General features: G+C 62.6%; 20 protein-coding genes. 4 read left to right on the forward strand and 16 right to left on the reverse strand.

Annotated elements, in window-relative coordinates; all coding sequences use genetic code 11:
• Nucleotides 1–105: 105 nt before the first annotated feature.
• The 8 genes from AC6CH8_RS16100 to AC6CH8_RS16135 all read right to left on the reverse strand — a co-directional run bounded on the left by AC6CH8_RS16100 (nt 106) and on the right by AC6CH8_RS16135 (nt 11,078).
• Complete coding sequence (locus tag AC6CH8_RS16100; RefSeq protein ID WP_474660341.1) at nt 106–1,089, reverse strand: aldo/keto reductase; 984 nt, start codon at nt 1,087–1,089, stop codon at nt 106–108.
• 63 nt (nt 1,090–1,152) lie between these two features.
• On the reverse strand, nt 1,153–1,371 hold the full coding sequence (locus tag AC6CH8_RS16105; RefSeq protein WP_091466748.1) for a helix-hairpin-helix domain-containing protein: 219 nt from the start codon (nt 1,369–1,371) through the stop codon (nt 1,153–1,155).
• A gap of 30 nt (nt 1,372–1,401) precedes the next feature.
• Nucleotides 1,402–1,962, reverse strand: a complete 561-nt coding sequence (locus AC6CH8_RS16110) for a hypothetical protein (protein WP_091466746.1) — start codon at nt 1,960–1,962, stop codon at nt 1,402–1,404.
• Nucleotides 1,959–2,528 carry a DUF402 domain-containing protein gene (locus AC6CH8_RS16115; RefSeq protein WP_420180787.1) on the reverse strand — a complete coding sequence of 190 codons (570 nt, stop codon included), beginning with the start codon at nt 2,526–2,528 and terminating at the stop codon, nt 1,959–1,961. Before AC6CH8_RS16115 ends, AC6CH8_RS16110 begins: the two co-directional genes overlap by 4 nt.
• Nucleotides 2,525–4,498: a 1-deoxy-D-xylulose-5-phosphate synthase gene (gene dxs, locus AC6CH8_RS16120; RefSeq protein WP_498191477.1), complete on the reverse strand. Its 1,974-nt coding sequence runs from the start codon at nt 4,496–4,498 to the stop codon at nt 2,525–2,527. Before dxs ends, AC6CH8_RS16115 begins: the two co-directional genes overlap by 4 nt.
• Nucleotides 4,499–4,686: 188 nt before the next feature.
• Nucleotides 4,687–7,494 (reverse strand): aconitate hydratase AcnA, encoded by a 2,808-nt coding sequence (acnA, locus tag AC6CH8_RS16125; RefSeq protein ID WP_091466740.1) that lies wholly within the window; start codon nt 7,492–7,494, stop codon nt 4,687–4,689.
• Between the two features lie 243 nt (nt 7,495–7,737).
• The gene (locus tag AC6CH8_RS16130) at nt 7,738–9,105 is read right to left on the reverse strand and encodes a class I SAM-dependent RNA methyltransferase (RefSeq protein WP_498191478.1); all 1,368 of its coding nucleotides are present in this window, start codon (nt 9,103–9,105) and stop codon (nt 7,738–7,740) included.
• Entirely contained in the window at nt 9,105–11,078 is a 1,974-nt protein-coding gene (locus tag AC6CH8_RS16135) for an APC family permease (protein ID WP_498191479.1), read from the reverse strand. Before AC6CH8_RS16135 ends, AC6CH8_RS16130 begins: the two co-directional genes overlap by 1 nt.
• 114 nt (nt 11,079–11,192) lie before the next feature.
• On the opposite strand from AC6CH8_RS16135, the gene AC6CH8_RS16140 reads away from it, so the two are divergent.
• Together AC6CH8_RS16140 and AC6CH8_RS16145 are read left to right on the forward strand one after the other, a co-directional pair.
• Nucleotides 11,193–11,864 (forward strand): potassium channel family protein, encoded by a 672-nt coding sequence (locus AC6CH8_RS16140; protein WP_091466734.1) that lies wholly within the window; start codon nt 11,193–11,195, stop codon nt 11,862–11,864.
• On the forward strand, nt 11,864–12,601 hold the full coding sequence (locus tag AC6CH8_RS16145; protein WP_498191480.1) for a potassium channel family protein: 738 nt from the start codon (nt 11,864–11,866) through the stop codon (nt 12,599–12,601). Before AC6CH8_RS16140 ends, AC6CH8_RS16145 begins: the two co-directional genes overlap by 1 nt.
• Here the strand turns inward: AC6CH8_RS16145 and AC6CH8_RS16150 are convergent.
• The 4 genes from AC6CH8_RS16150 to dut form a co-directional block, all read right to left on the reverse strand.
• On the reverse strand, nt 12,568–13,410 hold the full coding sequence (locus AC6CH8_RS16150) for a DUF3159 domain-containing protein (RefSeq protein WP_498191481.1): 843 nt from the start codon (nt 13,408–13,410) through the stop codon (nt 12,568–12,570). The two genes, AC6CH8_RS16145 and AC6CH8_RS16150, sit on opposite strands and share 34 nt — an antisense overlap.
• Entirely contained in the window at nt 13,407–13,664 is a 258-nt protein-coding gene (locus AC6CH8_RS16155) for a hypothetical protein (RefSeq protein WP_091467644.1), read from the reverse strand. Before AC6CH8_RS16155 ends, AC6CH8_RS16150 begins: the two co-directional genes overlap by 4 nt.
• A 103-nt stretch (nt 13,665–13,767) precedes the next feature.
• Entirely contained in the window at nt 13,768–14,526 is a 759-nt protein-coding gene (locus AC6CH8_RS16160; protein ID WP_498191482.1) for a DUF3710 domain-containing protein, read from the reverse strand.
• Between the two features lie 118 nt (nt 14,527–14,644).
• Nucleotides 14,645–15,184: a dUTP diphosphatase gene (dut, locus tag AC6CH8_RS16165; RefSeq protein WP_091466729.1), complete on the reverse strand. Its 540-nt coding sequence runs from the start codon at nt 15,182–15,184 to the stop codon at nt 14,645–14,647.
• 86 nt (nt 15,185–15,270) lie between these two features.
• Here dut and AC6CH8_RS16170 point away from each other — a divergent pair, with 86 nt between their 5' ends.
• Complete coding sequence (locus AC6CH8_RS16170) at nt 15,271–15,768, forward strand: DUF3093 domain-containing protein (protein WP_178995522.1); 498 nt, start codon at nt 15,271–15,273, stop codon at nt 15,766–15,768.
• A 16-nt stretch (nt 15,769–15,784) separates the two neighbouring features.
• Here AC6CH8_RS16170 and AC6CH8_RS16175 read toward each other — a convergent pair whose 3' ends face one another.
• Nucleotides 15,785–16,084 (reverse strand): DUF4193 domain-containing protein, encoded by a 300-nt coding sequence (locus tag AC6CH8_RS16175; protein ID WP_017198899.1) that lies wholly within the window; start codon nt 16,082–16,084, stop codon nt 15,785–15,787.
• 302 nt (nt 16,085–16,386) lie between these two features.
• Here AC6CH8_RS16175 and sepH point away from each other — a divergent pair, with 302 nt between their 5' ends.
• A complete protein-coding gene (gene sepH / locus AC6CH8_RS16180) occupies nt 16,387–17,724 on the forward strand; it encodes a septation protein SepH (protein WP_498191483.1) in 1,338 nt (445 codons plus the stop codon).
• On the opposite strand, the gene AC6CH8_RS16185 is transcribed toward sepH, so the two are convergent.
• From AC6CH8_RS16185 to AC6CH8_RS16195, 3 genes are read right to left on the reverse strand one after another with little or no spacing between them, the layout of a single operon-like run.
• Nucleotides 17,721–18,479: a thymidine kinase gene (locus AC6CH8_RS16185; protein ID WP_091466724.1), complete on the reverse strand. Its 759-nt coding sequence runs from the start codon at nt 18,477–18,479 to the stop codon at nt 17,721–17,723. The genes sepH and AC6CH8_RS16185 overlap by 4 nt on opposite strands.
• Nucleotides 18,472–19,701 carry an alkaline phosphatase family protein gene (locus AC6CH8_RS16190; RefSeq protein ID WP_498191484.1) on the reverse strand — a complete coding sequence of 410 codons (1,230 nt, stop codon included), beginning with the start codon at nt 19,699–19,701 and terminating at the stop codon, nt 18,472–18,474. Before AC6CH8_RS16190 ends, AC6CH8_RS16185 begins: the two co-directional genes overlap by 8 nt.
• On the reverse strand, nt 19,698–20,423 hold the full coding sequence (locus tag AC6CH8_RS16195; protein ID WP_017198895.1) for a DUF5998 family protein: 726 nt from the start codon (nt 20,421–20,423) through the stop codon (nt 19,698–19,700). The genes AC6CH8_RS16190 and AC6CH8_RS16195 overlap by 4 nt, the downstream gene beginning before the upstream one ends.
• Nucleotides 20,424–20,443 lie beyond the last annotated feature (20 nt).

The following is a 20,443-nucleotide window of genomic DNA, read 5'->3' on the forward strand; positions in this document are numbered from 1 at the left end:
TCTCCCATCAAGCTGTCTCAGAAAACCATACGGCCGCAGTTCCGGTTTAAGGGCTGTTATGTGAGAGAGGGACACCTGTAAGAGTGGGTGGGATGTGGGAGAGGGTTAGAAGAGTGCCACCTTCGGCGCCCGCGGGAAGATCTCGTCCAGTTCCTCGCGATCCTCCTGCGTGGGGACCCAGCACACGGCTTCGGCGTTCTCACGGATCTGCTCCGGACGGGTGGCACCCGCGATGACGCTGCTGACCCCGGGCTGCGCGGCCAACCAGGAGAACGCCAACTGAAGCTCGCTGATGTCCCGTTCCTTGGCGAACTGGCCGAAGCGGCCAAGCTGCTCCCAGTCGGCGTCGTGTACGAGGTTGGTGCGGGTGTGGCTCAATCGTGAGCCTTCCGGGGCTTTCCCTGCGGAGTACTTTCCGGTGAGCAGCCCGTTGGCCAAGGGGAAGTACGGCAGGACACCCAAGGAGAAGGCCCCGGCTGCGGGAAGCACTTCGAGTTCGGCGCGCCGATCCAGGAGGTTGTAATGGTTCTGCGTCGAGATGAAGCGGACGCCACCTGATGGTGATTGTCGTGCTACATACTCAGCCTCGGCTATCTGCCAGCCGGCAAAGTTGGAATGGCCGATGTACCGCACCTTGCCGCTGGACACCAGGTCATCCAGGGCTGCCAAGGTCTCCTCGATGGGAGTCCGCGGATCCGGGGTGTGGAACTGGTAGAGGTCGATCCAGTCGGTGTCCAAGCGGCGGAGTGAAGCTTCGACGGCTTTGACAATGTATCGACGCGAACCCCGGGCGTCGAAGTCCCTGCCGTTGGCTCCGCGCATGTCCATACCGAACTTGGTTCCGATGACCACGTCATCACGGCGGCCTTTCAGCGCCTTGCCCAGCATGACCTCACTCAGGCCTGGCTCACGACCGTAAACATCGGCGACGTCGAAGAACGTTACCCCGGCGTCAATCGCGGCGTGGACAACAGCGTCCGTGCCTTCCTGGGACTCAGTGGGAGTATTGGCGCGGCCCAGGTTGTTGCAGCCCAGCCCCACAGCTGAGACGGTCAGTCCAGAACGGCCAAGGCGTCGGTATTCAGTCATGAATTCAGCCTATACGGGGCGCGGGGACCAGTTGGTCACCCGAGGCAACAAAAGCACTCCAAGCTAACGGGCGCCGTAGGAGATCCCTGATTCCTCCATGGCATCCTCAAGCTGCGCTATGGCTACCGGGCCCATGCCGTGGAGCTTGGAAAGTTTCAGCTCGCCGAACTCGGCCAGCTGCTCCAGCGTCTCTATCCCTTCGTGGGCCAGGGCGCGTTTCGCCGGCGCAGCGAGACCTTTGGGCAGCGGCGTATGTCCGGGCCAGTTGCTCTTGGACGACATGGAGATCCCTCCTGATGCGTTGGGTGCTACTTAGAGAGTAAAGCCCACACCCTGCTTGGGCGAGTGCTTCACCCGGAATGCCGTGGGGTCGCTGTGTGGCGCTGCTGCGACCGTGAGCTTGGTGAAGTCCAGATCCTCACCGCGGACGCAGATCTTGATGGCGTTCACAGCCTTATTGACGTCCGGGCAGAGGCAGAAAATGTTCAGATGGCCGTTGCCGATTTCCGAACGGTCCACCACGCCCAGCCCACGCCACGCCAGCTCACCGGTGAGGGCGGCTTTGGCTTTCCGCTCAAGATGCCGGTCACGTTCGGTGCCGTCCTTGGTTTTCAAGGCAATTTGGGCAACTACCCAGAACTGCTCGGACTCGGGAATCTCGGCGTAGCCGTCTTCCTCGCATTGCGCGGCAAAAGCGGCCATCAGGCCTTCCACGGCAGATTCGTCGTCAACGTTTGCTTCGTCGGTCTTGCTCTGGTGGCCCACTACACCGTGATTGACCACGAACTGCTGGTCTTCGTCGTCGTACCAGGCCTCCCGGAAGTGAAGTACTCCTTCGTCGTCGCGCTTGTACGCGCGGATGATGCCGCTCATGCTCGTCCTTTCCTGAACCACTCGGCGCTGGTGCTGGTGGCCCCATTGACGTCGAAAGGTGCTTTCATGGTGTCCACTGCCTCGAAGAGGGCTGCGCATTCTGCGCGCATTGCGTCCACCGTCTGTTGCGGATAGCCCATGGCCATCCGATGCTGCTCAAACTCGTCTTCATCGTCCACGAATACCCCGTGCCTGGTGGAACGGATGACGTCCAGATCCATGTCGATCATGTGGAACTCTGTTACACCCGGCTTGAGGGGGTTCCAAGCGTGGGCTGTGGCGAGGTCGACGTAGATCCTGAAGTCGCCCGGATAGCTGTCGTCATAGAACGTCGCAACAAACTCACCGGTCCGCGGGACCAACAAGACAGCATCAGACGCCGTATAGAAAGCCGCGCCCGGGCGTGCGCAAAACTCCCCCGCTCCCTGAAATATCCACCAACCGTGAATGTCCTCACCAAGGTAGCGGCCAGGCACCACCCAGTGGGCTTTGCCGTCCCACTTCCTGTTCCTCGACACCACGAGGTCGCCGGGCTGCAATGCGCCCGGCACGCGCTCGTCCGTCACAGGGTTGGCAGGCTGCCGGTGGTGGGGTGTTCCTGGCCCGGGAGGGGCCTGGCAAACGGGACCTTCGTCCCCAAAACCTGGGCTACGACGTCGTGGGTTATTTTCTGGGCGGTGAGGCCCACGCGTTCCAGTACCTGGCTGCGGGAGCCGTGTACCAGGAATTCAACGGGCAAGCCCACCTCGTTCAGTGCGGTGTCTACACCGGCAGCCCGCATTTCCTGCCGTATACGCGAGCCCACGCCACCTGCCCGGACGCCGTCTTCGATGCAGATCACCAAGCGGTGACGGGCGGCAAGGGCGATGATCGATTTCCGGACAGGGAGGACCCACCGGGGATCCACCACAGTGGAGCTGATGCCCTGGGCACCCAAGCGGGTAGCAACATCGAGTGCGAGCTCGGACATGGCACCGACGCTGACAATCAACACATCGTTCTCGGTAGAGCCCTCCGGGCGCCGCGCGAGAATGTCAACGCCGTCATGAAGCCTCTCGATAGCTTCAACCTCGGAACCGACGCTGCCCTTGGAGAACCGCACCACAGTGGGAGCATCGTTGATCGCCACCGCCTCACGCAGTTCTTCGCGGAGCCGGGTGGCATCGCGGGGAGCAGCCAGATGGAGCCCGGGCACGATCTGGACCATCGCCATATCCCACATCCCGTGATGGCTGGGTCCGTCCGGGCCTGTCACACCGGCACGGTCCAGGACTATAGTGACACCGGCTTTGTGGAGCGCGACATCCATGAGGAGCTGGTCAAACGCGCGGTTCAAGAAGGTTGCGTAAACGGCCACCACCGGGTGCAGGCCACCGAACGCCATTCCTGCGGCGGACGTCAGCGCATGCTGCTCCGCAATGCCGACGTCGATCACCCGCTCCGGATGGCGCTCAGCGAACTTGTGCAATCCCACAGGGATGAGCATGGCGCCGGTGATGCCCACGATGTCGGGGCGCTCATCAGCAATATCCGCGATTTCTTCAGCGAATACCGAGGTCCAGGACCGCGCGCCAGGCATTTCGGTGGGCTCGCCCGTTTCAGGGTCGATGATTCCTACGGCGTGGAATTGGTCTGCTTCATTGGCCAGGGCCGGAGCATAGCCGTGGCCCTTTTCCGTCATGGCATGAACAATGACGGGTCCGCCGTAAGCCTTGGCCGTGTTGAGGGCATGCTCCATGGCTTGGAGGTTATGCCCGTCAACCGGGCCGATGTACTTCATGCCAAGGTCCTCGAACATGCCCTGCGGGGCCCACCAGTCCTTGATGCCCTTCTTCATGGCATGCAGGCTCTTATAGGTGAACTGGCCGGCGGGGCCGCCGTTCTGGAGCTTCTTCTTCCACCAGTCCAGCATCCGCTCGTAGGCCGGGGTGGTGCGGAGGGAGTCGATGGTGGGACGCAGTGAGGCAAGGTAGTCAGCAAAACCGCCCACAGTGGGAGCATAGGAGCGTCCATTGTCGTTGACAACTATCACGACGCGACGCCGCTTATCCGCGGCAATGTTGTTGATGGCTTCCCATGCCATTCCACCGGTCAGCGCCCCATCGCCAACAACGGCGACGACGAACCGGTCGCCCTCGCCGGTCAACTGCCGGGCACGCGAAATGCCATCTGCCCAGGACAAGGAGGAGGACGCATGTGAACTTTCCACGATGTCGTGCTCGGACTCCGCGCGGTCCGGATAACCGGACAGGCCTCCTTGCTGGCGAAGCGTGGTGAAGTCCTTGCGTCCCGTAAGCAGCTTATGGACATAGGACTGGTGCCCGGTATCGAACACCACGCTGTCCCGCGGGGATTCGAAATTCCGGTGGACAGCGAGCGTGAGTTCAACAACGCCCAGGTTGGGACCAAGGTGTCCACCCGTTGCGGCTACGTTGGTGATCAGGAATTCCCTGATTTCGCCGGCCAGTTGTTCCAGCTCCGTGCCGGACAGTTTGGCCAGGTCCCGTGGATCCTTGACGGTTTCCAAAAGTCCCAACGGCCCTCCTTAGGGTGAATGACGTGCTTGTTAACTCTAGCGCGTGCCCGGGCCCACGCGTTGCGCCCTCGATCCGGGCCCCGGCATCGTTCTTCCTGGCAGGGTCCCGGGACGCCAACAGCCCCGGCTGGTCAGGCGACCAGCCGGGGCTGTCCGGCTTCTGGATCAGCTGGAGACCAGCCGGTCCGTTATGCCGAGATCTGGCGCAGGACGTACTGCAGGATGCCGCCGTTGCGGTAGTAGTCCGCTTCACCCGGTGTATCGATGCGCAGAACGGCATCGAAGGACTTGGCGGTACCGTCTTCAGCCGTGGCCGTTACCTTGAGCGTCTTCGGCGTGGTGCCGTTGTTGAGCTCGGTGACGCCTTCCACCGCGAAGGTCTCCGTACCCGTCAGCCCCAGCGTTGCTGCGGACTCTCCGGCAGGGTACTGCAACGGAAGGACGCCCATGCCAATGAGGTTGGAGCGGTGGATGCGCTCGTAGCTTTCAGCGACGACGGCCTTGACGCCCAGGAGCGCGGTGCCCTTGGCCGCCCAGTCACGGGACGAACCCGAACCGTATTCCTTGCCTGCCAGGACAACCAGGGGCGTTCCCGCTGCCTGGTAGTTCTGGGCTGCATCGTAGACGTAAGCCTGGGGCGCACCTTCCTGGCTGAAGTCGCGGGTGAAGCCACCCTCTACGTTGTCCAGGAGCTGGTTCTTGATGCGGATGTTGGCAAACGTACCGCGGATCATGACTTCGTGGTTGCCACGGCGTGAACCGTAGGAGTTGAAGTCCTTGCGCTCCACACCGTTGGCCAGGAGGTACTGGCCCGCGGGGGTGTCCGACTTGAAGGAACCGGCCGGGGAGATGTGGTCCGTGGTGACGGAATCGCCGAGCTTCAAGAGCACACGGGCGCCCGAGATGTCCTTGACGGGATCCGGCTGGGCCTTCATGCCCTCGAAGTATGGGGGCTTCCGCACGTAGGTGGAATCTTCGGCCCACGCGAAGGTGTCACCGGCAGGGGTGTCGAGTGCCTTCCAGCGCTCGTCGCCGTCGAAGACGCCCTCGTAACCCTTGGCGAACATAGCCTCGTCGATGGAGGAGTCGATGACTTCCTGCACCTCGATGGGGTTCGGCCAGATGTCCTTCAGGAAGACTTCGTTGCCTTCGGAGTCGGTGCCCAGGGCATCGGTATCGAAGTCGAAGTCCATGGTGCCGGCCAGTGCGTAGGCGATGACCAGTGGCGGCGAGGCCAGGTAGTTCATCTTCACGTCCGGGTTGATGCGGCCTTCGAAGTTGCGGTTACCCGAGAGGACAGCGGTGACGGAGAGGTCGTTGGCCTGGATGGCCTCGGAGATTTCCGGCTCCAGCGGTCCGGAGTTACCGATGCAGGTGGCGCAGCCGTAACCCACGATGTAGAAGCCAAGCTTCTCCAGGTAAGGGGTCAGACCGGACTTTTCGTAGTAGTCCGTGACGACCTTCGAACCCGGGGCAACAGAGGTCTTGACCCACGGCTTGGAGGTCAGGCCCTTGTCCACGGCGTTGCGTGCAAGGAGGGCCGCAGCCAGCATGACGGACGGGTTGGACGTGTTGGTGCAGGACGTGATCGAAGCGATCGACACTGCTCCGTGGTCCAGCTCGAACTCGCGGCCGTCGGCCGTGGTGACCTTGACCGGCGACGAGGGGCGGCCATGCGCACCGTTGGCGGCGGATGCAACGCGTGCCGTCTCCGTGGTGTGCGAATCAGCATGTGTGAAGGACGGCGAATCGGAAGCCGGGAACGACTCATCCAGGGCCTCGTCCACGCTGCCGTCTTCGATGGCGACGTAGTTGTGGATGTCCTTGCGGAACTGTTCCTTGGCATCCGTGAGCTCAATGCGGTCCTGGGGACGCTTGGGGCCTGAGATGGAGGGAACAACGGTGGACAGGTCCAGCTCGAGGAACTCGGAGAACCGCAGTTCGCGGGAGGGATCGTGCCAGAGGCCCTGTTCCTTGCTGTATGCCTCCACGAGGGCGACATTTGCTTCGGAGCGGCCGGTCAGGCGCAAGTAGTCCAGGGTGACGTCGTCGATCGGGAACATGGCAGCCGTGGAACCGAACTCCGGGCTCATGTTGCCGATGGTTGCACGGTTGGCCAGCGGCACAGCGGCGACGCCCTCACCGTAGAACTCAACGAACTTGCCAACAACACCGTGCTTGCGCAGCATTTCGGTGATGGTCAGCACCACGTCAGTCGCGGTAGCGCCTGCGGGGATGCTGCCCTTGAGCTTGAAGCCGACAACGCGGGGAATCAGCATGGAAACGGGCTGGCCGAGCATTGCAGCTTCGGCTTCGATACCGCCAACGCCCCAACCCAGGATGCCCAGGCCGTTGACCATGGTGGTGTGCGAGTCGGTGCCAACACAAGTGTCGGGGTAGGCGCGGACAACACCGTCTACCTCGCGGGTCATGACCGTGCGTGCCAGGTACTCGATGTTGACCTGGTGTACGATGCCGGTTCCCGGGGGAACAACCTTGAAGTCATCGAATGCGGTCTGGCCCCAGCGAAGGAACTGGTAGCGCTCACCGTTGCGCTGGTATTCGATCTCCATGTTGCGCTCCAGTGCGCCGGAGTTTCCGAAGGCATCGATCTGGACGGAGTGGTCGATGACCATTTCCGCAGGCGCCAACGGGTTGACGCGCTTGGGGTCACCGCCGAGCTCCTTGACGGCTTCACGCATGGTAGCCAGGTCCACGACGCAGGGAACGCCGGTGAAGTCCTGCATGATGACGCGGGCGGGGGTGAACTGGATTTCCGTGTCGGGCTCCGCATTGGGATCCCAACCGGCCAGGGCGCGGACATGGTCAGCCGTAATATTGGCGCCATCCTCAGTCCGCAGGAGGTTTTCAAGCAATACCTTAAGGCTGAACGGAAGGCTGTCTGCGCCCTCTACGGAGTTCAACCGGAAAATTTCATAGTCGGTGCCGGCTACATTCAGTACGCCTTTGGAACCGAAGCTGTCCACAGTGCTCATGGCAGGACTCCTCTCGCAACAGTTTCATCTTTGTCGCGTGGTTGGCCGCTAGCCAGTTAGGCGCACCTTACTTAGCCGGGCGGCATCTCTCGTGGTCACCCCGGTCCGCGGCGTTGAATACTGCGGACCGGGGCTACTACAGCCATCGTAGTGGCATACTCCGGCGTTGCGTCACTGATCAAGCTTCGCGACGGAAACAGGCTGTTCCTCCTTCTGCACCATGGCAGTCGGGCGGTCCGTCGTCTAAGCGGCGGGGACGATCAGCCCTACCGTTTCCAAATGATGGGTGTTCGGGTACAAATCGAAGGCGCGCAGCGACTCGAGTCGCCAACCACCTTCATGGAAGTAACCCAGATCACGTGCGAAGGATGCCGGATCACACGACACATAGGCGATTGCGCGGGGCCCGGTGGCCATCAGTTGCTTGACCACAGCCTTGCCGGCTCCGGCGCGGGGTGGATCCAGCACCAGCGAGTCGAAGCTGCGGGAGCGTTGGTGCAGGACCCGCTCAACACGTCCCTGAACGATTTCCACCTGGGCTTCACCGTGCAGGTTTTTGCGGGCGTCGCGGCTGGTGCCCGGGGCGCCCTCCACGGAAAGTACCGAACCGGTCACTCCGACGGCGTCCGCCAGAGGTGCCGTAAACAGGCCCGCACCGGCGTAGAGGTCGGCAACTGCGGCGCCGGGCTGCAGGTACCCGCCGTTGGAAAGATAGCCCGTTACAGCGTCCACCAGCGTGTCCGGGGCGTCCTTGTGGATCTGCCAAAAACCCTCACCGGTCACACGGTATTCATGCCCTGCCGCACTCTCCTGCACCCAGGTTCTCCCCCGCAGCTGCAGGACCTCGCCCTTGCTGGGATCGAAGCTCGCAACCGAGACGTCGTGCGGCAACTGCGACAGGATGCTGTGCAATCTCTTGGGGCTCGTGGATTCTTCCGGAGCCAGCAGGATCAGGGGCCGCGAACCGTTGGCGGGCACCGCGACCTCCACGCGGGCAATGCCGGACAAGTCAAGGTCCCACAGCTTCAGCTCGTTGACTCCTGCAAGCGCCAACGGCATCTCCTTGATGGGAAGCACGACGTCTGAACGGTGCGCATGCATCCCCAACCGACCCTTGGGGGTCACCGCGAAGCTGGCGCGCGTACGCCAGCCGAGTCCGCCGTCGTGATTGTCTCCCACAGCTTCCACCTCTGTGGCCAGGTCCAAACCGGCAAGCCGCTTGAGCTGTTCGGCAAGCACCTCGGCTTTCAGGGCCCGTTGGCGCTGCAGGGAAATGTGTCCGAGCTCGGCGCCGCCCACCGGCGGAGCCCCGCGGCTCCATGAGCCCAGCGAATCGGCCTGCTTCCAAAAGTGCGGAACGCGGTCAGGTGAGGCCTCCAGGACCTCGACGACGTCGGCACGCCAGAAGCGCGACGAGTCGCCGGAGTCAGTCAACCGGACACGGACCTTCTCCCCCGGGATCGCATGCCGGACGAAGATGACGCGCCCTTCGTGCCTGGCGACGAAGTGCCCTCCATGGGCTATGGGGCCGACATCGACCACCAGTTCAGTGGGGGCTGCACCCTGGTCTCCGGTGCGTTGGGGTTGGGGGGTATTGCTGTGGGAAGTCATTAAGTATCCTGCAGTGCCTTTGCTTCTTCGGAGGACTTCAGCTGCCAAGGAACACTGGCAACCATGACTCCGGATTCGAAATGGAGCCTTGTCTTTATTCTGAGTGCTGTTTGGTTGTGGACGAGTTGTTCCCACCATTTACCCACCACATATTCGGGGATGTACACCACGATCAGGTCCCGCGGGGAGTCGCGGCGCACGTTCTTGATGTAGTCCATGATGGGGGTCACGGTTTCGCGGTACGGGCTGGCCAGTACGGTCAGGGGGACGGGAATTTCCAGCTTTTCCCAATCCCGGACAGTTTGCTCGGTCTCTTCCGTGTTGATGTCCACCGTCACTGCATCCAGGCGCGATGGCCGGGACGCCCGAGCATAGGCCAGCGCACGAAGCACCGGTTTGCGGACGTGCGAGACAAGAAGTACCGCGTGCACCCGCGTGGGAAGTGCCCGCGGTGACGAATCCTCGTCCACGGCCAATTCCTTGGCCACATTGTCATAGTGGGCGCGGATGCTCCACATGATGAGGAAGAGGACAAACATGGCCAGCAACGCTATCCAGGCGCCCTGCTCAAATTTGGTGATGAGGACGATGACGAGGACCAGCGCCGTCATGCCAAATCCCACCATGTTGATAGTGCGCGACTTGAAGATCCGGCGACGGACAGCTTTATCCCTGGCCAGTTTCAGCTCTCGCCCCCAGTGCCGGACCATGCCGAGCTGGCTGGCCGTGAAAGAGATGAAGACGCCCACAATGTACAGCTGGATCAACTTGGTGACATCTGCGTTGAACGCGAGAATCAGGACCAGCGCCCCGGCTGCCAACGCGAGGACGCCGTTGCTGAACGCAAGCCTGTCACCGCGAGTGCGGAGCTGGCGTGGAAGGTAGCCGTCCTGGGCAAGGATCGAGCCCAGCACGGGGAAACCGTTGAAAGCTGTGTTGGAAGCGAACACCAGGATGATGCCGGTGGCCGCAACCACGATATAGAAAAGGATGGAGCCGGAACCGAAAATGGTGTCGGCTATCTGGCTGATGGCCGGGGTCTGGATGTAGTCCTCCGGAAGCGGCTTGCCGTCAACCAGGAATTCCCGGGCCGGATCGAGGACGATGTGGACCTTTGTAGCGTTAGCCAGATAAATGATGCCCGCAAGCATGGCCGAGGCAATAACGCCCAGAAGCAGCAGCGTGGTGGCGGCGTTCTTGCTCTTCGGCTTCTTGAAATTCGGCACCCCGTTGCTGATGGCTTCGACGCCGGTCAGCGCCGCCGCCCCCGATGAAAAGGCACGCAGAAGCAGGAAGGCCCCGGCCAGCCCTACCAGGCCCTCATCGAAGCCAGGCTCAGGAACGATGGTGAAGTTGGCGGAAGGCGCCTCCCCCAAGGTGCCGGTGGCAGCCTGGAAGATGCCCACCGCGGTCATTCCAAGGATGGACGCCATGAAGATGTACGTAGGGACAGCGAAGAGCGTCCCGGCTTCCTTGACCCCGCGAAGATTGACCAGGGCCAGGATGATCACGCCAATAGTGGCGATCATTGCCTGCTGGCCATGCAGTGCCGGGATGGCGGTAGTCAGGTATGTCGCCGCTGATGACATGGACACTGCAACAGTGAGGACGTAGTCCACCAGCAGCGCAGAAGCGACCGTGAGACCGGCGTACTTACCGAGGTTGACGTTGGCAATCTCGTAGTCGCCGCCGCCGGAGGGATAGGCGTGCACGTTCTGGCGGTAGGAAGCCACGACTGTGAGCAAAACCACCATGACGGCGAGGCCCACCAACGGGGAGAACGCCACTGCGCTCACGCCCGCAAGGGCAAGCGTCAGGAGGATTTCATCCGGGGCGTATGCCACCGAGGACAAAGCGTCCGAGGCGAAGACGGGCAAAGCGATGCGTTTAGGCAACAAGGTGTGGGACAGGCGGTCGTTCCGGAATGGCCGGCCCACCAGCACCCGCTTCGCGGCATTCAAAATTGTCAGCACTCCGCAAAGCTACTCTGAATCCACAGGGATGTCATGACGGTTGTCGCCGGCTTACCCGCGCTGCACCGGTAAAGTCATACCGAGCGGGATGGACAACACACATAAGGAGACACGGTGGCTCACTTCGTGATCATGGGTTGCGGCCGTGTTGGCGCAACCCTGGCACACACTTTGGAGGATGCAGGCCACTCAGTGGCCATCATCGACCAGGACGAGCGGGCCTTCCGCCGGCTTCGCAACACCTTCACGGGTCGCAAAGTCACCGGGGTCGGCTTCGACCGGGACACCCTGAAGCAAGCAGGAGTGGAGGAGGCCTACGCCTTCGCCGCCGTTTCCAGCGGCGACAACTCCAACATCCTCGCCACACGCGTAGCCCGCGAAACATTCCATGTTGCCCATGTGGTGGCACGCATCTATGATCCCGGCCGCGCCGAAATCTACCAGCGGCTCGGCATCCCCACCGTCGCAGCCGTCCGCTGGAGTGCCGACCAGGTCCTGCGCCGAATACTCCCCGAGCAGCACCTCGCCGGTGACTATCGCGAGCCCTCAGGCCGCCTGGTACTGGCCGAAGTGGATCTGCACGAGGATTGGATCGGACACAGCATGGAGTCCATCGAATCCGCCGCCGGGATCCGTATCGCGTACCTCACCAGGTTTGGTGAAGGCCTGTTGCCGCAAGCCGGCACCGCATACCAGGAGGGCGATACCGTCCACGCGATGGTGAGCCTGGACAGAACCTCCGAGATCAGCCGGATTCTCGCCAAAGCACCCGCCAAGGAGTCTTAGTGAAAGTTGTCATTGTTGGCGCAGGCAGCGTCGGCTCGTCCATCGCGCGTGAATTGCTCGCCCACAAACACGAGATTCTCCTCATTGACCTGAAGCCCGAAGTCATTGGGCGCAGCGGGCTTCGAGGTGCCCGCTGGCTGGTGGGCGACGCCTGCGAACTCAGCACCCTGCAGGACGCCAAACTCGAGGATGCCGACGTCGTGGTTTCTGCCACAGGTGACGACAAAGTGAATCTGGTGGTATCCCTGCTTGCCAAGACCGAATTCGGCGTGGGGCGGACCGTGGGGCGCGTCAACAACCCCAAGAACGACTGGATGTTCAATGACTCCTGGGGCGTAGACGTGGCCGTCAACACCCCGCAGCTCATGACGGCCCTCGTAGAAGAGGCTGTTGAGATTGGCGACATCGTGCGCCTGTTGACCCTGCAGACAGGGGTGGCCTCAATCGTTGAGTTTACTGTTCCGCATGATTCCCACGTCATTGGCAGCACGGTAGGCGGCATCGACTGGCCGGAAGACGCCACGTTGGTGGCAATCCTGCGCGACCACGCCCCCATCACGCCTACGCGTGATGATGTCCTGGATGGCGGCGACGAACTCTTCTTCGTCACCACCATCGTGGCCGAGGACGGCCTGAGGGCGCTGTTGTCACCCGGTTCCGACGACGGCCGGGAACCCCGTGACGATGCTGCCGAAGCAGCCGATCAATCAGCCGAGGACGACGGTTTCGACGGCTGAGGTGCCGGCTCGCCAACAGCAGGCTTAGTGACAAGCCACGCCACCCAGAGGCCCAGGATGTACAGCGGAGCTCCCATCAACAGCCTGGTGGTTGCCAACGCCGTCAGTCCTGGCTCCCCCATGAAGTACAACGGCACCTGAACCACCAGGCGGAGGGCAAGCACCGCCACTACGATCCACGTACCCAGGCTGTAGGCGCGAAGCCTTTCGGGGTCCTTTCGCCACTCAAGTCCCTCGTTGCGCACGAAACCGAACAAAAGCCCCGCAACCGGCCACTTGAGCACGATGGAAAGCACCATGCCCGCGATATAAGCAATGTTGGTGAAGAATCCGAGGACGTAGAAGTCCTCTGCCTTGCCTGTGGTGTTGGCCAGCCAAGCGGAAATGCCCACGCCCACTACGCCTGCCAGCGCCTGCGTCAAAGGACGCCGCTGGATCAGGCGCACCACGGTGAAGACGGCGGCGGTAGCCAGCGCTGCGATGAGCGACAGTGTGAGATCGCGGGTGATGGTGAAGGCGACCAGGAAGACAAGTCCGGGGAGGATGCTCTCGGCGATACCCTGGACCCCGCCCGCTGACTTCAGCATATCCACGTGCCCCGCGCTGTTCCGGTGCAGACCGGCTTTTTCGGCATAACCCGCAGCGAGTTCAGACACACTCGGTGAGTCAGCACCGGGGCTGGCAGCACCTGGCTTGGCCTCCCCTGGCTTGGCCGCCCCTGGGTTGGCCTCTCCGGGCAGCGAAACTTCTTCCTGCGGCGGCGTCGGGCGCCCTGTGTCCTTCGGTTCTGATCCGTTGGCCACGGTCATAGGTGCTCCTGACGGGAAAGTATTTCGTATCGGGGATTGAACATGGCCGGAAGGCCATCAACCTGGGTTACCATGCCGTTCAAGCGAAGTTCCACACCGGCTTCAATGCCGGGGACCCGCGTCCTGCCCAGCCAGATCACGCGGAGACGGTCATAGGGCTTTTTTCCCCCGGAAGCGCGCTGGTCTCCCTGCCTCAGGGTATCCACCACCACAGCAGAGAAGAACGGCTGTTCGCTGGGCGGCTGATGAGTCACGGACTCGATGAAACCGGTACAAACGGCCCTGCCCCGCGCAGGAAGATCCCGAACTCCCTGCTCAGGGGGCCTCTGACCGGATGTTCCGCTGTGCCCGGAGGAATCAACCAATCTGGGTAATCTCCGGCCCTCGCTCCGGCTGCTGCATTGCGGGCTCTTCCGGGGGAACGGCGCCTTGGGGAGCGCCGGCCTGGCCCGGTACCGCAGCATCCTTGGGCAGGCGCAGCTGCAGCAATTCGCGGGGAGGCATCGGATTATCGCCACGGACCACCACGACCTTGCGGAACAGATCTTCCAGACCTGCTGCGGCATCGCGTTCCAAGGCAGCCTGCCCGCCAAGGACACCACGGAGGAACCATCGTGGCCCGTCCACGCCCATGAAGCGGGCAGCACGGAAGCCACGGCTGCCGTCAGTAGCTTCAGCGGGTAGTTTGGCTACCAGTTCCGTGCCGAAAGCTCCGGAAACCTCTTCGGTTTCTCCGCCTTGGCTCGCTACAGACTGATTAATCTGTTCGCGGATCTCGTCCCAAAGGCCTTCGGAACGCGGTGCCGCAAACGCCTGGAGCTGCAAGCTGGAGCCGTTGAGGTCCATGGTCACAGCGACCACGCGTTGGGTGGCTTCTTCCACCTCAAGCCGCAACTGGAGACCTTCGGCCGGTGCGATCAGCAGTGCACCGAGGTCAACGTAGCCATCGCGGCTTTCGATCTCGTCTATGTCCAAGGGACCTTTGCCGAGCCGGAAGTCACCGGGTGTGCCGGACCCGCCTGATACGGAGTCGTGTGCCTCGGCACCCGACTCATCGACGGTGCCGGCGGTTTCCGACCGCTCGTCCTTGGACTTCTTGCCGCGCCCAAAAAGCATTGGGTTTTCTCCTTAGTAGTGGTCTATCCCCAAGTAAACCGCAACCACGTTAAACCGCGCTAAACCGCGCCAATGCGTCAGGCGTTGGTCTGCGGCACACGCCGGGTCCAGTAGTTTCTTAGGCCTTCGGTGCGTTGAAGCCGCCCGTGGACCCGAAGCCGCCGGTTCCCCGAACGGAATCGGACAGTTGGTCAACAGATACGAACCGCGCGTACTCGACGCGCTGAATCACCATTTGTGCAATTCTATCGCCGCGTTTGAGGTCAATCGCATTTTTTTGGTCGGTGTTCAGGAGCGTGACCGCGATCTCGCCGCGGTAACCGGCGTCCACAGTGCCAGGAGCATTGACCACCGTGAGGCCATGCTTGGTTGCCAGTCCGGACCGGGGATGGATCAGGGCCACGAATCCGTCCGGCAGCGCTATGGAGACACCGGTTGGAACCAGTTTTCTTTCGCCGGGGGCAAGGTGCACGTCCTCGCGGGCACGGAGATCGGCACCCGCATCGCCAGGGTGTGCGTAGGACGGTGCTTCCAACCCGGCGTCGAGCATTTTCAGCTGCACCTCCAAAGTGGGGGCGCCGTACGCTGCCGTGCTTTCGCCATTATCCGCGACTGCGGAGGTTGCCTCTGTACTGAATACTGCGGTCTCGTTGCTCACAGTGATTCATTCTACTGGGACCTTCCGGTACAAGGCCCGGTCGGTCCGGGGCGAAGCCCGTTGCCGATGCCCGATAAGCTGGACCCATGCCTACGCCTGACCAGTCTTCCCCTGTGCCTGCCCGGAACACCCCTTCGGCCTCAGAGGTCCTGTACACCGAGAAGCTGTGGCCGTCCGTTTGGATCTGGGTTGTGGTTGTGGGCCTCTCCGGCGCAGGCGTCCTGATGTTTGGTCCCATCAGCGCGGCAGCCGGCATCACCGCCGCCTTGGTGCTGCTGGCCATCATGACCATCATGTTGGTGCTCTCTACGCCAACCATCACGGTCACCGCTGACACCGTCAGGGTGGGTCGTGCGAGCATCGACCGGAAGTACGTAGGTTCCGTCCAGGCGTTCAAAAAAGGCGAAGCCACCGCTGAGCGAGGTCCACGCCTGAATGGACTTGCCTACATGTGCTTCCGCGGCTGGATCGATCCGGTCGTCAAGATTGAAATCACGGACCCTGCAGACCGGACCCCCTACTGGCTGGCATCCTCGCGCCGGCCCGATGAGCTCGTTTCGGCACTCACCACGCCACGGGTCTGACACCGGGACGCTGCGCCTAGCTTTCGCACTCGGTGCAGTACTGGTGCCCGTCCCGTTCAGCGGCTATTTGGGACCTGTGCTTCACCAGGAAACAGTTGAAACACGTAAATTCGTCAGGCTGGGGTGGCATGACCTGAATGAGTAGCTCTTCACCGGAAAGATCCGCGCCCGGCAACTCGAAGCCATCGGCAAGGTCGGTCTCATCGACGTCCACAGCGGAGGACTGCTTCCCCGACTGGCGCGTCTTGAGCTCTTCCAGCGAATCCTCGCTGACGTCTTCCTCGGTCTTTCGAGGGGCATCGTAGTCCGTGGCCATGGTCCTTCTTCGTCCTCCGTACCTTTTCCGGGATGAAAACCCGGCCGCAGGAACTTCCCTGTCGCCGGCTTATGGGTGCAAACGCCGGACGCCCCGGATTTGTGCCCGATCTCGGCCAGATTGTCCTCCCGCAGGTCCGAAAAGTCCATAGATGCACTTTTGCTGTGGATTCGGTTGAAAAGCCTTCCGGAATGAACCCGGTTTCAGCGGAATATCACGGCACGCCCTTTGCCCTAGTAGGAAAAGCCCCCCGCGAGTGGCAGAGTTTCGAATGTCAGTTATGCCATGTGGTGGAGGGTGTTATGCAGGATCTACGACTGGTAGGCGTCCACGACGACGGCGGGCATCTGCTCTTGAGCGGCCCCGGTGGTGCGATGTTCCAGCTTCCGATCGACGAGGCCTTGAGGGCCGCGGCGAGCCGTACCCCTGCCCAGGTGGCCGCTCGCGCCTCCAACACGCCGATTTCCATGTCGCCCCGCGATATTCAGGCCCGGATCCGCAGCGGAGCCACGGCCATGGAAGTTGCAGAGCTTTCCGGCCTCCCCCTTGCCAACGTCCAACGTTATGAGGGCCCTGTGCTTGCAGAGCGTGAGTACGTAGTGCGACAGGCCCGAAACATCGAGGTTGCCGCCCCTGCTCCCGGGCATGACATCTACCGCTCCGCTTTCGGCGACAACCCGGCCACACTTGGCGAGATGGTTGATTACCGGCTTTCAGCGCACGGTATTGATTCCTCCTCCGTGGATTGGGATTCCTGGCGCCGCCCGGACGGTACCTGGACCGTCGTCGCACGTTTCGAAGCTGTCCCCGGCGCTCACGGAAGCATTGGCGAAGAACCGCCTGCCATGTGGACCTTCAGCCCCCAGCGCAAGTCGCTGCAGAATGCCAACCGTTGGGCCCAGCAACTCAGCGAACTTGAGCCGATGGACGGCCCGGTCCCGGCCCGGCGGCTTGCTGCCGTCTCGGACAGGCCGTTCGATTTCGAGAACGACGCCGAAACAGCAGCACGCGCGTCCGCGAAAGAATCCGACAGCCTGCTGGAAATGCTCCGTTCGCGGCGCGGACAGCGCCTTGGCGTGGATGAAGACGGCGACGACGCCTTGGCAGTCCTCTTGAGCAACGTTCCCGCAGCACACCCGCGACCCGGTGAGGAAATAGACGAGGCCGAGGCACCTGGTGTTACGGATGTCGAGCCGGTGGCTCCTGCTGCGGAAGAGCCCACACGTAAAGACGGGCGTCCTTCGATGATGTCCAGGCTAAGCCTCGCTCCGCGGCACTTCGAGTCGCCCGACGACGGCGACGACTCCCTGAAGCTCCACAACGGAGTCAGCACAGACACGCGTGAAATAACGGTGGTAGCCAGCCCGCTTCGACCTGTGACTTCACTGGCAGGACGCAAGCCTGCAGGACTTGACGAACTCCTCGGCGGCAGCGGTAACCCGCAACCCCGCGCAGAAGACGAAGCCGACCGTGCGCAATCTTCCCAGGACGCCCATCAGGACGAAGTGCCTGCAGAGGACCAGAAAGACGCTGACGTGCGTAAGGATGTGGATGCCCCTGCGGAACGCCAGCCGTCCCGCCCCAAGCGGTCCAGCATCCCGAGCTGGGACGAGATAGTTTTTGGGGCCCGCGGCGACTAGCCGCGCCTAAGGGCCCCTGCACCGGGCCAGAGGCACGCATCGACGTCGAACGGCAGCGGCTGGTCTGCGCCGGCCATCAGGTTGGCGCCATGAGCCGTGACACGCCTCATGTAGTGCCGGCGGCACAACGTCTCGTAGCCCACTGCGTCAGCAGGACCTGCTTCTGCGGGCGGACTCCCGGCGGATGCACCCTCCGCAGGCCCGGCTTCGTCGCCGCTGTTTTGCGGGGCAACGTCGCCCACCATCACCTGGTCGCCCTCCACCACCATGATGCCGTTTACGGTGCGGGCGTTCTGCGTTGCCCGGCGGCCGCACCAGCACAAGGCTTCGACCTGCAGGACCTGCACTTTGTCGGCGAGTTCGATGAGCCGCTGCGAGCCAGGGAACAGTCTGGTCCGGAAGTCGGAAGTGATGCCGAACGCAAAGACGTCCACCTCCATCTCATCCACAACCCGCGCCAATTGCTCCACTTGGGTGGGCGAGTAGAACTGGGCCTCATCACAAATGAGGTAGTCCACCCGCAGTCCGTTGGTTCGCCGGGCCACCACTTCGTCCCAGAAATCGGTGTCGCCCACAACCTCCACGGCGTCGGTTTGCAGGCCCAGCCTGCTGGAGATCCTTGAATCACCTGCGCGGTCGTTGCAGCTGAACCGAACACCTCCGCGACCGCGTGCACGGTGGTTATGGTCCATTTGGAGGGCCAGGGTGGACTTGCCACAGTCCATGGTGCCTGAGAAGAAGACCAGCTCAGCCACGTTTGCCCTTCTTGCCGGCAGCGGCGAAGCACAGCAGTGGTACTTCGCGTTCGGCCTTGGTCAGTGAACCGTGCTGCCCTACAACCTCCAGGGCTGCCGGGCGGGCCCTCCGCGTGTCATAGAGGGCCAACGTGTCACGTGCTGCAATCATGACGTCGCCAATGCGCGGAGCCACCTCAGGGCGAACTGTGCCGAACAGCCCTGCATCCACGGCTTGCTCCCGCGTAAAGGCCCAGATCCTTTCACCAAAGCGGTGACGCCATGCCTCAATCAGGGATTCCCGGTGGGCCGGAGTGGCATCCGGTTCAAGATAGAGGTGGACCATGCGCGGCTCCCCGGCAGTGTGGCGGACTCCTGCTACCAGCTTTTCATCAGCGGAGTAGTCGATTCTCTGGGATTCCGGGACGTCCAACATGCCGTGATCGCCGGTCACCAGAATGGTGGTGCCGGCGGGCAGCGTAGCAGACAGCCTCTTGACCGTAGAGTCGAGCTCTTCGAGTTGGTGCTCCCAACGATCCGACTGGCAGCCGTAGCGGTGGCCTGCTTTGTCCAACTCGTTGGCGTAGAAGTACATAAGGGAACGTCCTCCACCGGACATTGCCTCAGCGGCGGCGGCGGTGCGGGCATGCAGCGTGGTGCCGCCGACAAAGCGGCTTCCCCGGAGAGCAGCCTGGGTCATCGGGGAGTTTCCGAACTGAGGCAGGCTGACGGTCACGACGTCCAGCTCTCCGGCAAGCCGCTCAAAGACCGTCGGGTGAGGCTGCCACTGTGCAGGGTCCACTTGGGAATCCCAATTGCCCAGGAGGTTCACTACTTTGTCCTGATCGGGATCGAGGACGTCATAGCCCACCATTCCGTGCTGGCCGGCCGGCAAACCGGTGCCGAGGCTCGCGAGGGATGCCGCAGTGGTGCTGGGGAAGGCGGCGTCTACCCACGTGGGAACGTTGCGTTGTCCCCCGGCCATGACTGTCCGGAGGAAGGGCGTGTGGGAGGACTTCTGCTTCAAGAGGGTACGGCCGAGGCCGTCGGCAAGGACCACGCAGACACGCTGCGCTGGCGGCAGCTGCAGGTGGTTGGTGAAGCCCGGCATGCCCAGGGATGCGGCAGCGCTGGTCAGGACTTCCGCTATGGACTTGCTTCCGAAAAGCGGGGGCGATGGGAGGTCAGCGGCCAGGTTGGTCCCCGAAGACGTGCTCACCGGGTTCTGTGCGGTTTCCCTCAACGCTGGTGTCCGCGGCTGAGGCGGTTGCTGAAGACGCCCGAACGCGGCCTCGGTGCAGGGATGCTGGCGTGTTGGGCCGGGGAAGGATTGCCCGTGTTGACCGCACGCAGCGCACGGGCAAAAATCTTGGCGTCCTGGACCGCCTGGAGTCCGTCCGCCTCAGCGCTGATCCGCAGGACGATATCTTCCTGGGCGATGGTTCCGCTGTAGCCATGATCGGCCTCGCACTGGGGATCCCCGCAGCTCGCCGGCCCCATGTCCAGGCGCTGCCCGCCGGACCACGCGATGGACAAGGTCATTTCCCGGACAGGATCGGACGGCTTGTAGTCCTGGGGTTGCGAATACATGTAGCTAAGGACCACCGAGCGGATCTGGGCCACGGGTACAGACTCAGTGGAGACTTGCGCAACGATCTGCTCTCCGGCCTCATCCAGCTGCTGGTCATCAACGTGAGTGATCACCAGCATGTCCTCCGTGAGCACCAGCACTGTGATGTGCCTGCGGACCTCGGCACGGTCGAAATGAGTCTCCAAGTGGACCAGGTGGGAGAGGCACTCCCGGCCATCCAGGGCGTCATCGACGACGTCGGCCACCAGCCGTGGGTAGAAACCTGCCTGCTGCAGCGCCTGGTCCAGGCTCTGTCCCTGCGAGCTGTGATGATGGGAGGTGTGGTGCCCGGCGTTGGACGGACGGGATTGAGGCGTCGGAGACTGGGTGCTCATTCCCCCATTTTCACAGATCG

Source organism: Paenarthrobacter sp. GQ52 (assembly GCF_059759005.1).

Coding starts and splice junctions, on each gene's coding strand:
- AC6CH8_RS16100 (WP_474660341.1), bottom strand. CDS start 1,089: ATGACTGAATACCGACGCCTTGGCCGTTCTGGACTGACCGTCTCAGCT.
- AC6CH8_RS16105 (WP_091466748.1), bottom strand. CDS start 1,371: ATGTCGTCCAAGAGCAACTGGCCCGGACATACGCCGCTGCCCAAAGGT.
- AC6CH8_RS16110 (WP_091466746.1), bottom strand. CDS start 1,962: ATGAGCGGCATCATCCGCGCGTACAAGCGCGACGACGAAGGAGTACTT.
- acnA (WP_091466740.1), bottom strand. CDS start 7,494: ATGAGCACTGTGGACAGCTTCGGTTCCAAAGGCGTACTGAATGTAGCC.
- AC6CH8_RS16130 (WP_498191478.1), bottom strand. CDS start 9,105: ATGACTTCCCACAGCAATACCCCCCAACCCCAACGCACCGGAGACCAG.
- AC6CH8_RS16150 (WP_498191481.1), bottom strand. CDS start 13,410: ATGACCGTGGCCAACGGATCAGAACCGAAGGACACAGGGCGCCCGACG.
- AC6CH8_RS16160 (WP_498191482.1), bottom strand. CDS start 14,526: ATGCTTTTTGGGCGCGGCAAGAAGTCCAAGGACGAGCGGTCGGAAACC.
- AC6CH8_RS16170 (WP_178995522.1), top strand. CDS start 15,271: ATGCCTACGCCTGACCAGTCTTCCCCTGTGCCTGCCCGGAACACCCCT.
- AC6CH8_RS16175 (WP_017198899.1), bottom strand. CDS start 16,084: ATGGCCACGGACTACGATGCCCCTCGAAAGACCGAGGAAGACGTCAGC.
- sepH (WP_498191483.1), top strand. CDS start 16,387: ATGCAGGATCTACGACTGGTAGGCGTCCACGACGACGGCGGGCATCTG.
- AC6CH8_RS16195 (WP_017198895.1), bottom strand. CDS start 20,423: ATGAGCACCCAGTCTCCGACGCCTCAATCCCGTCCGTCCAACGCCGGG.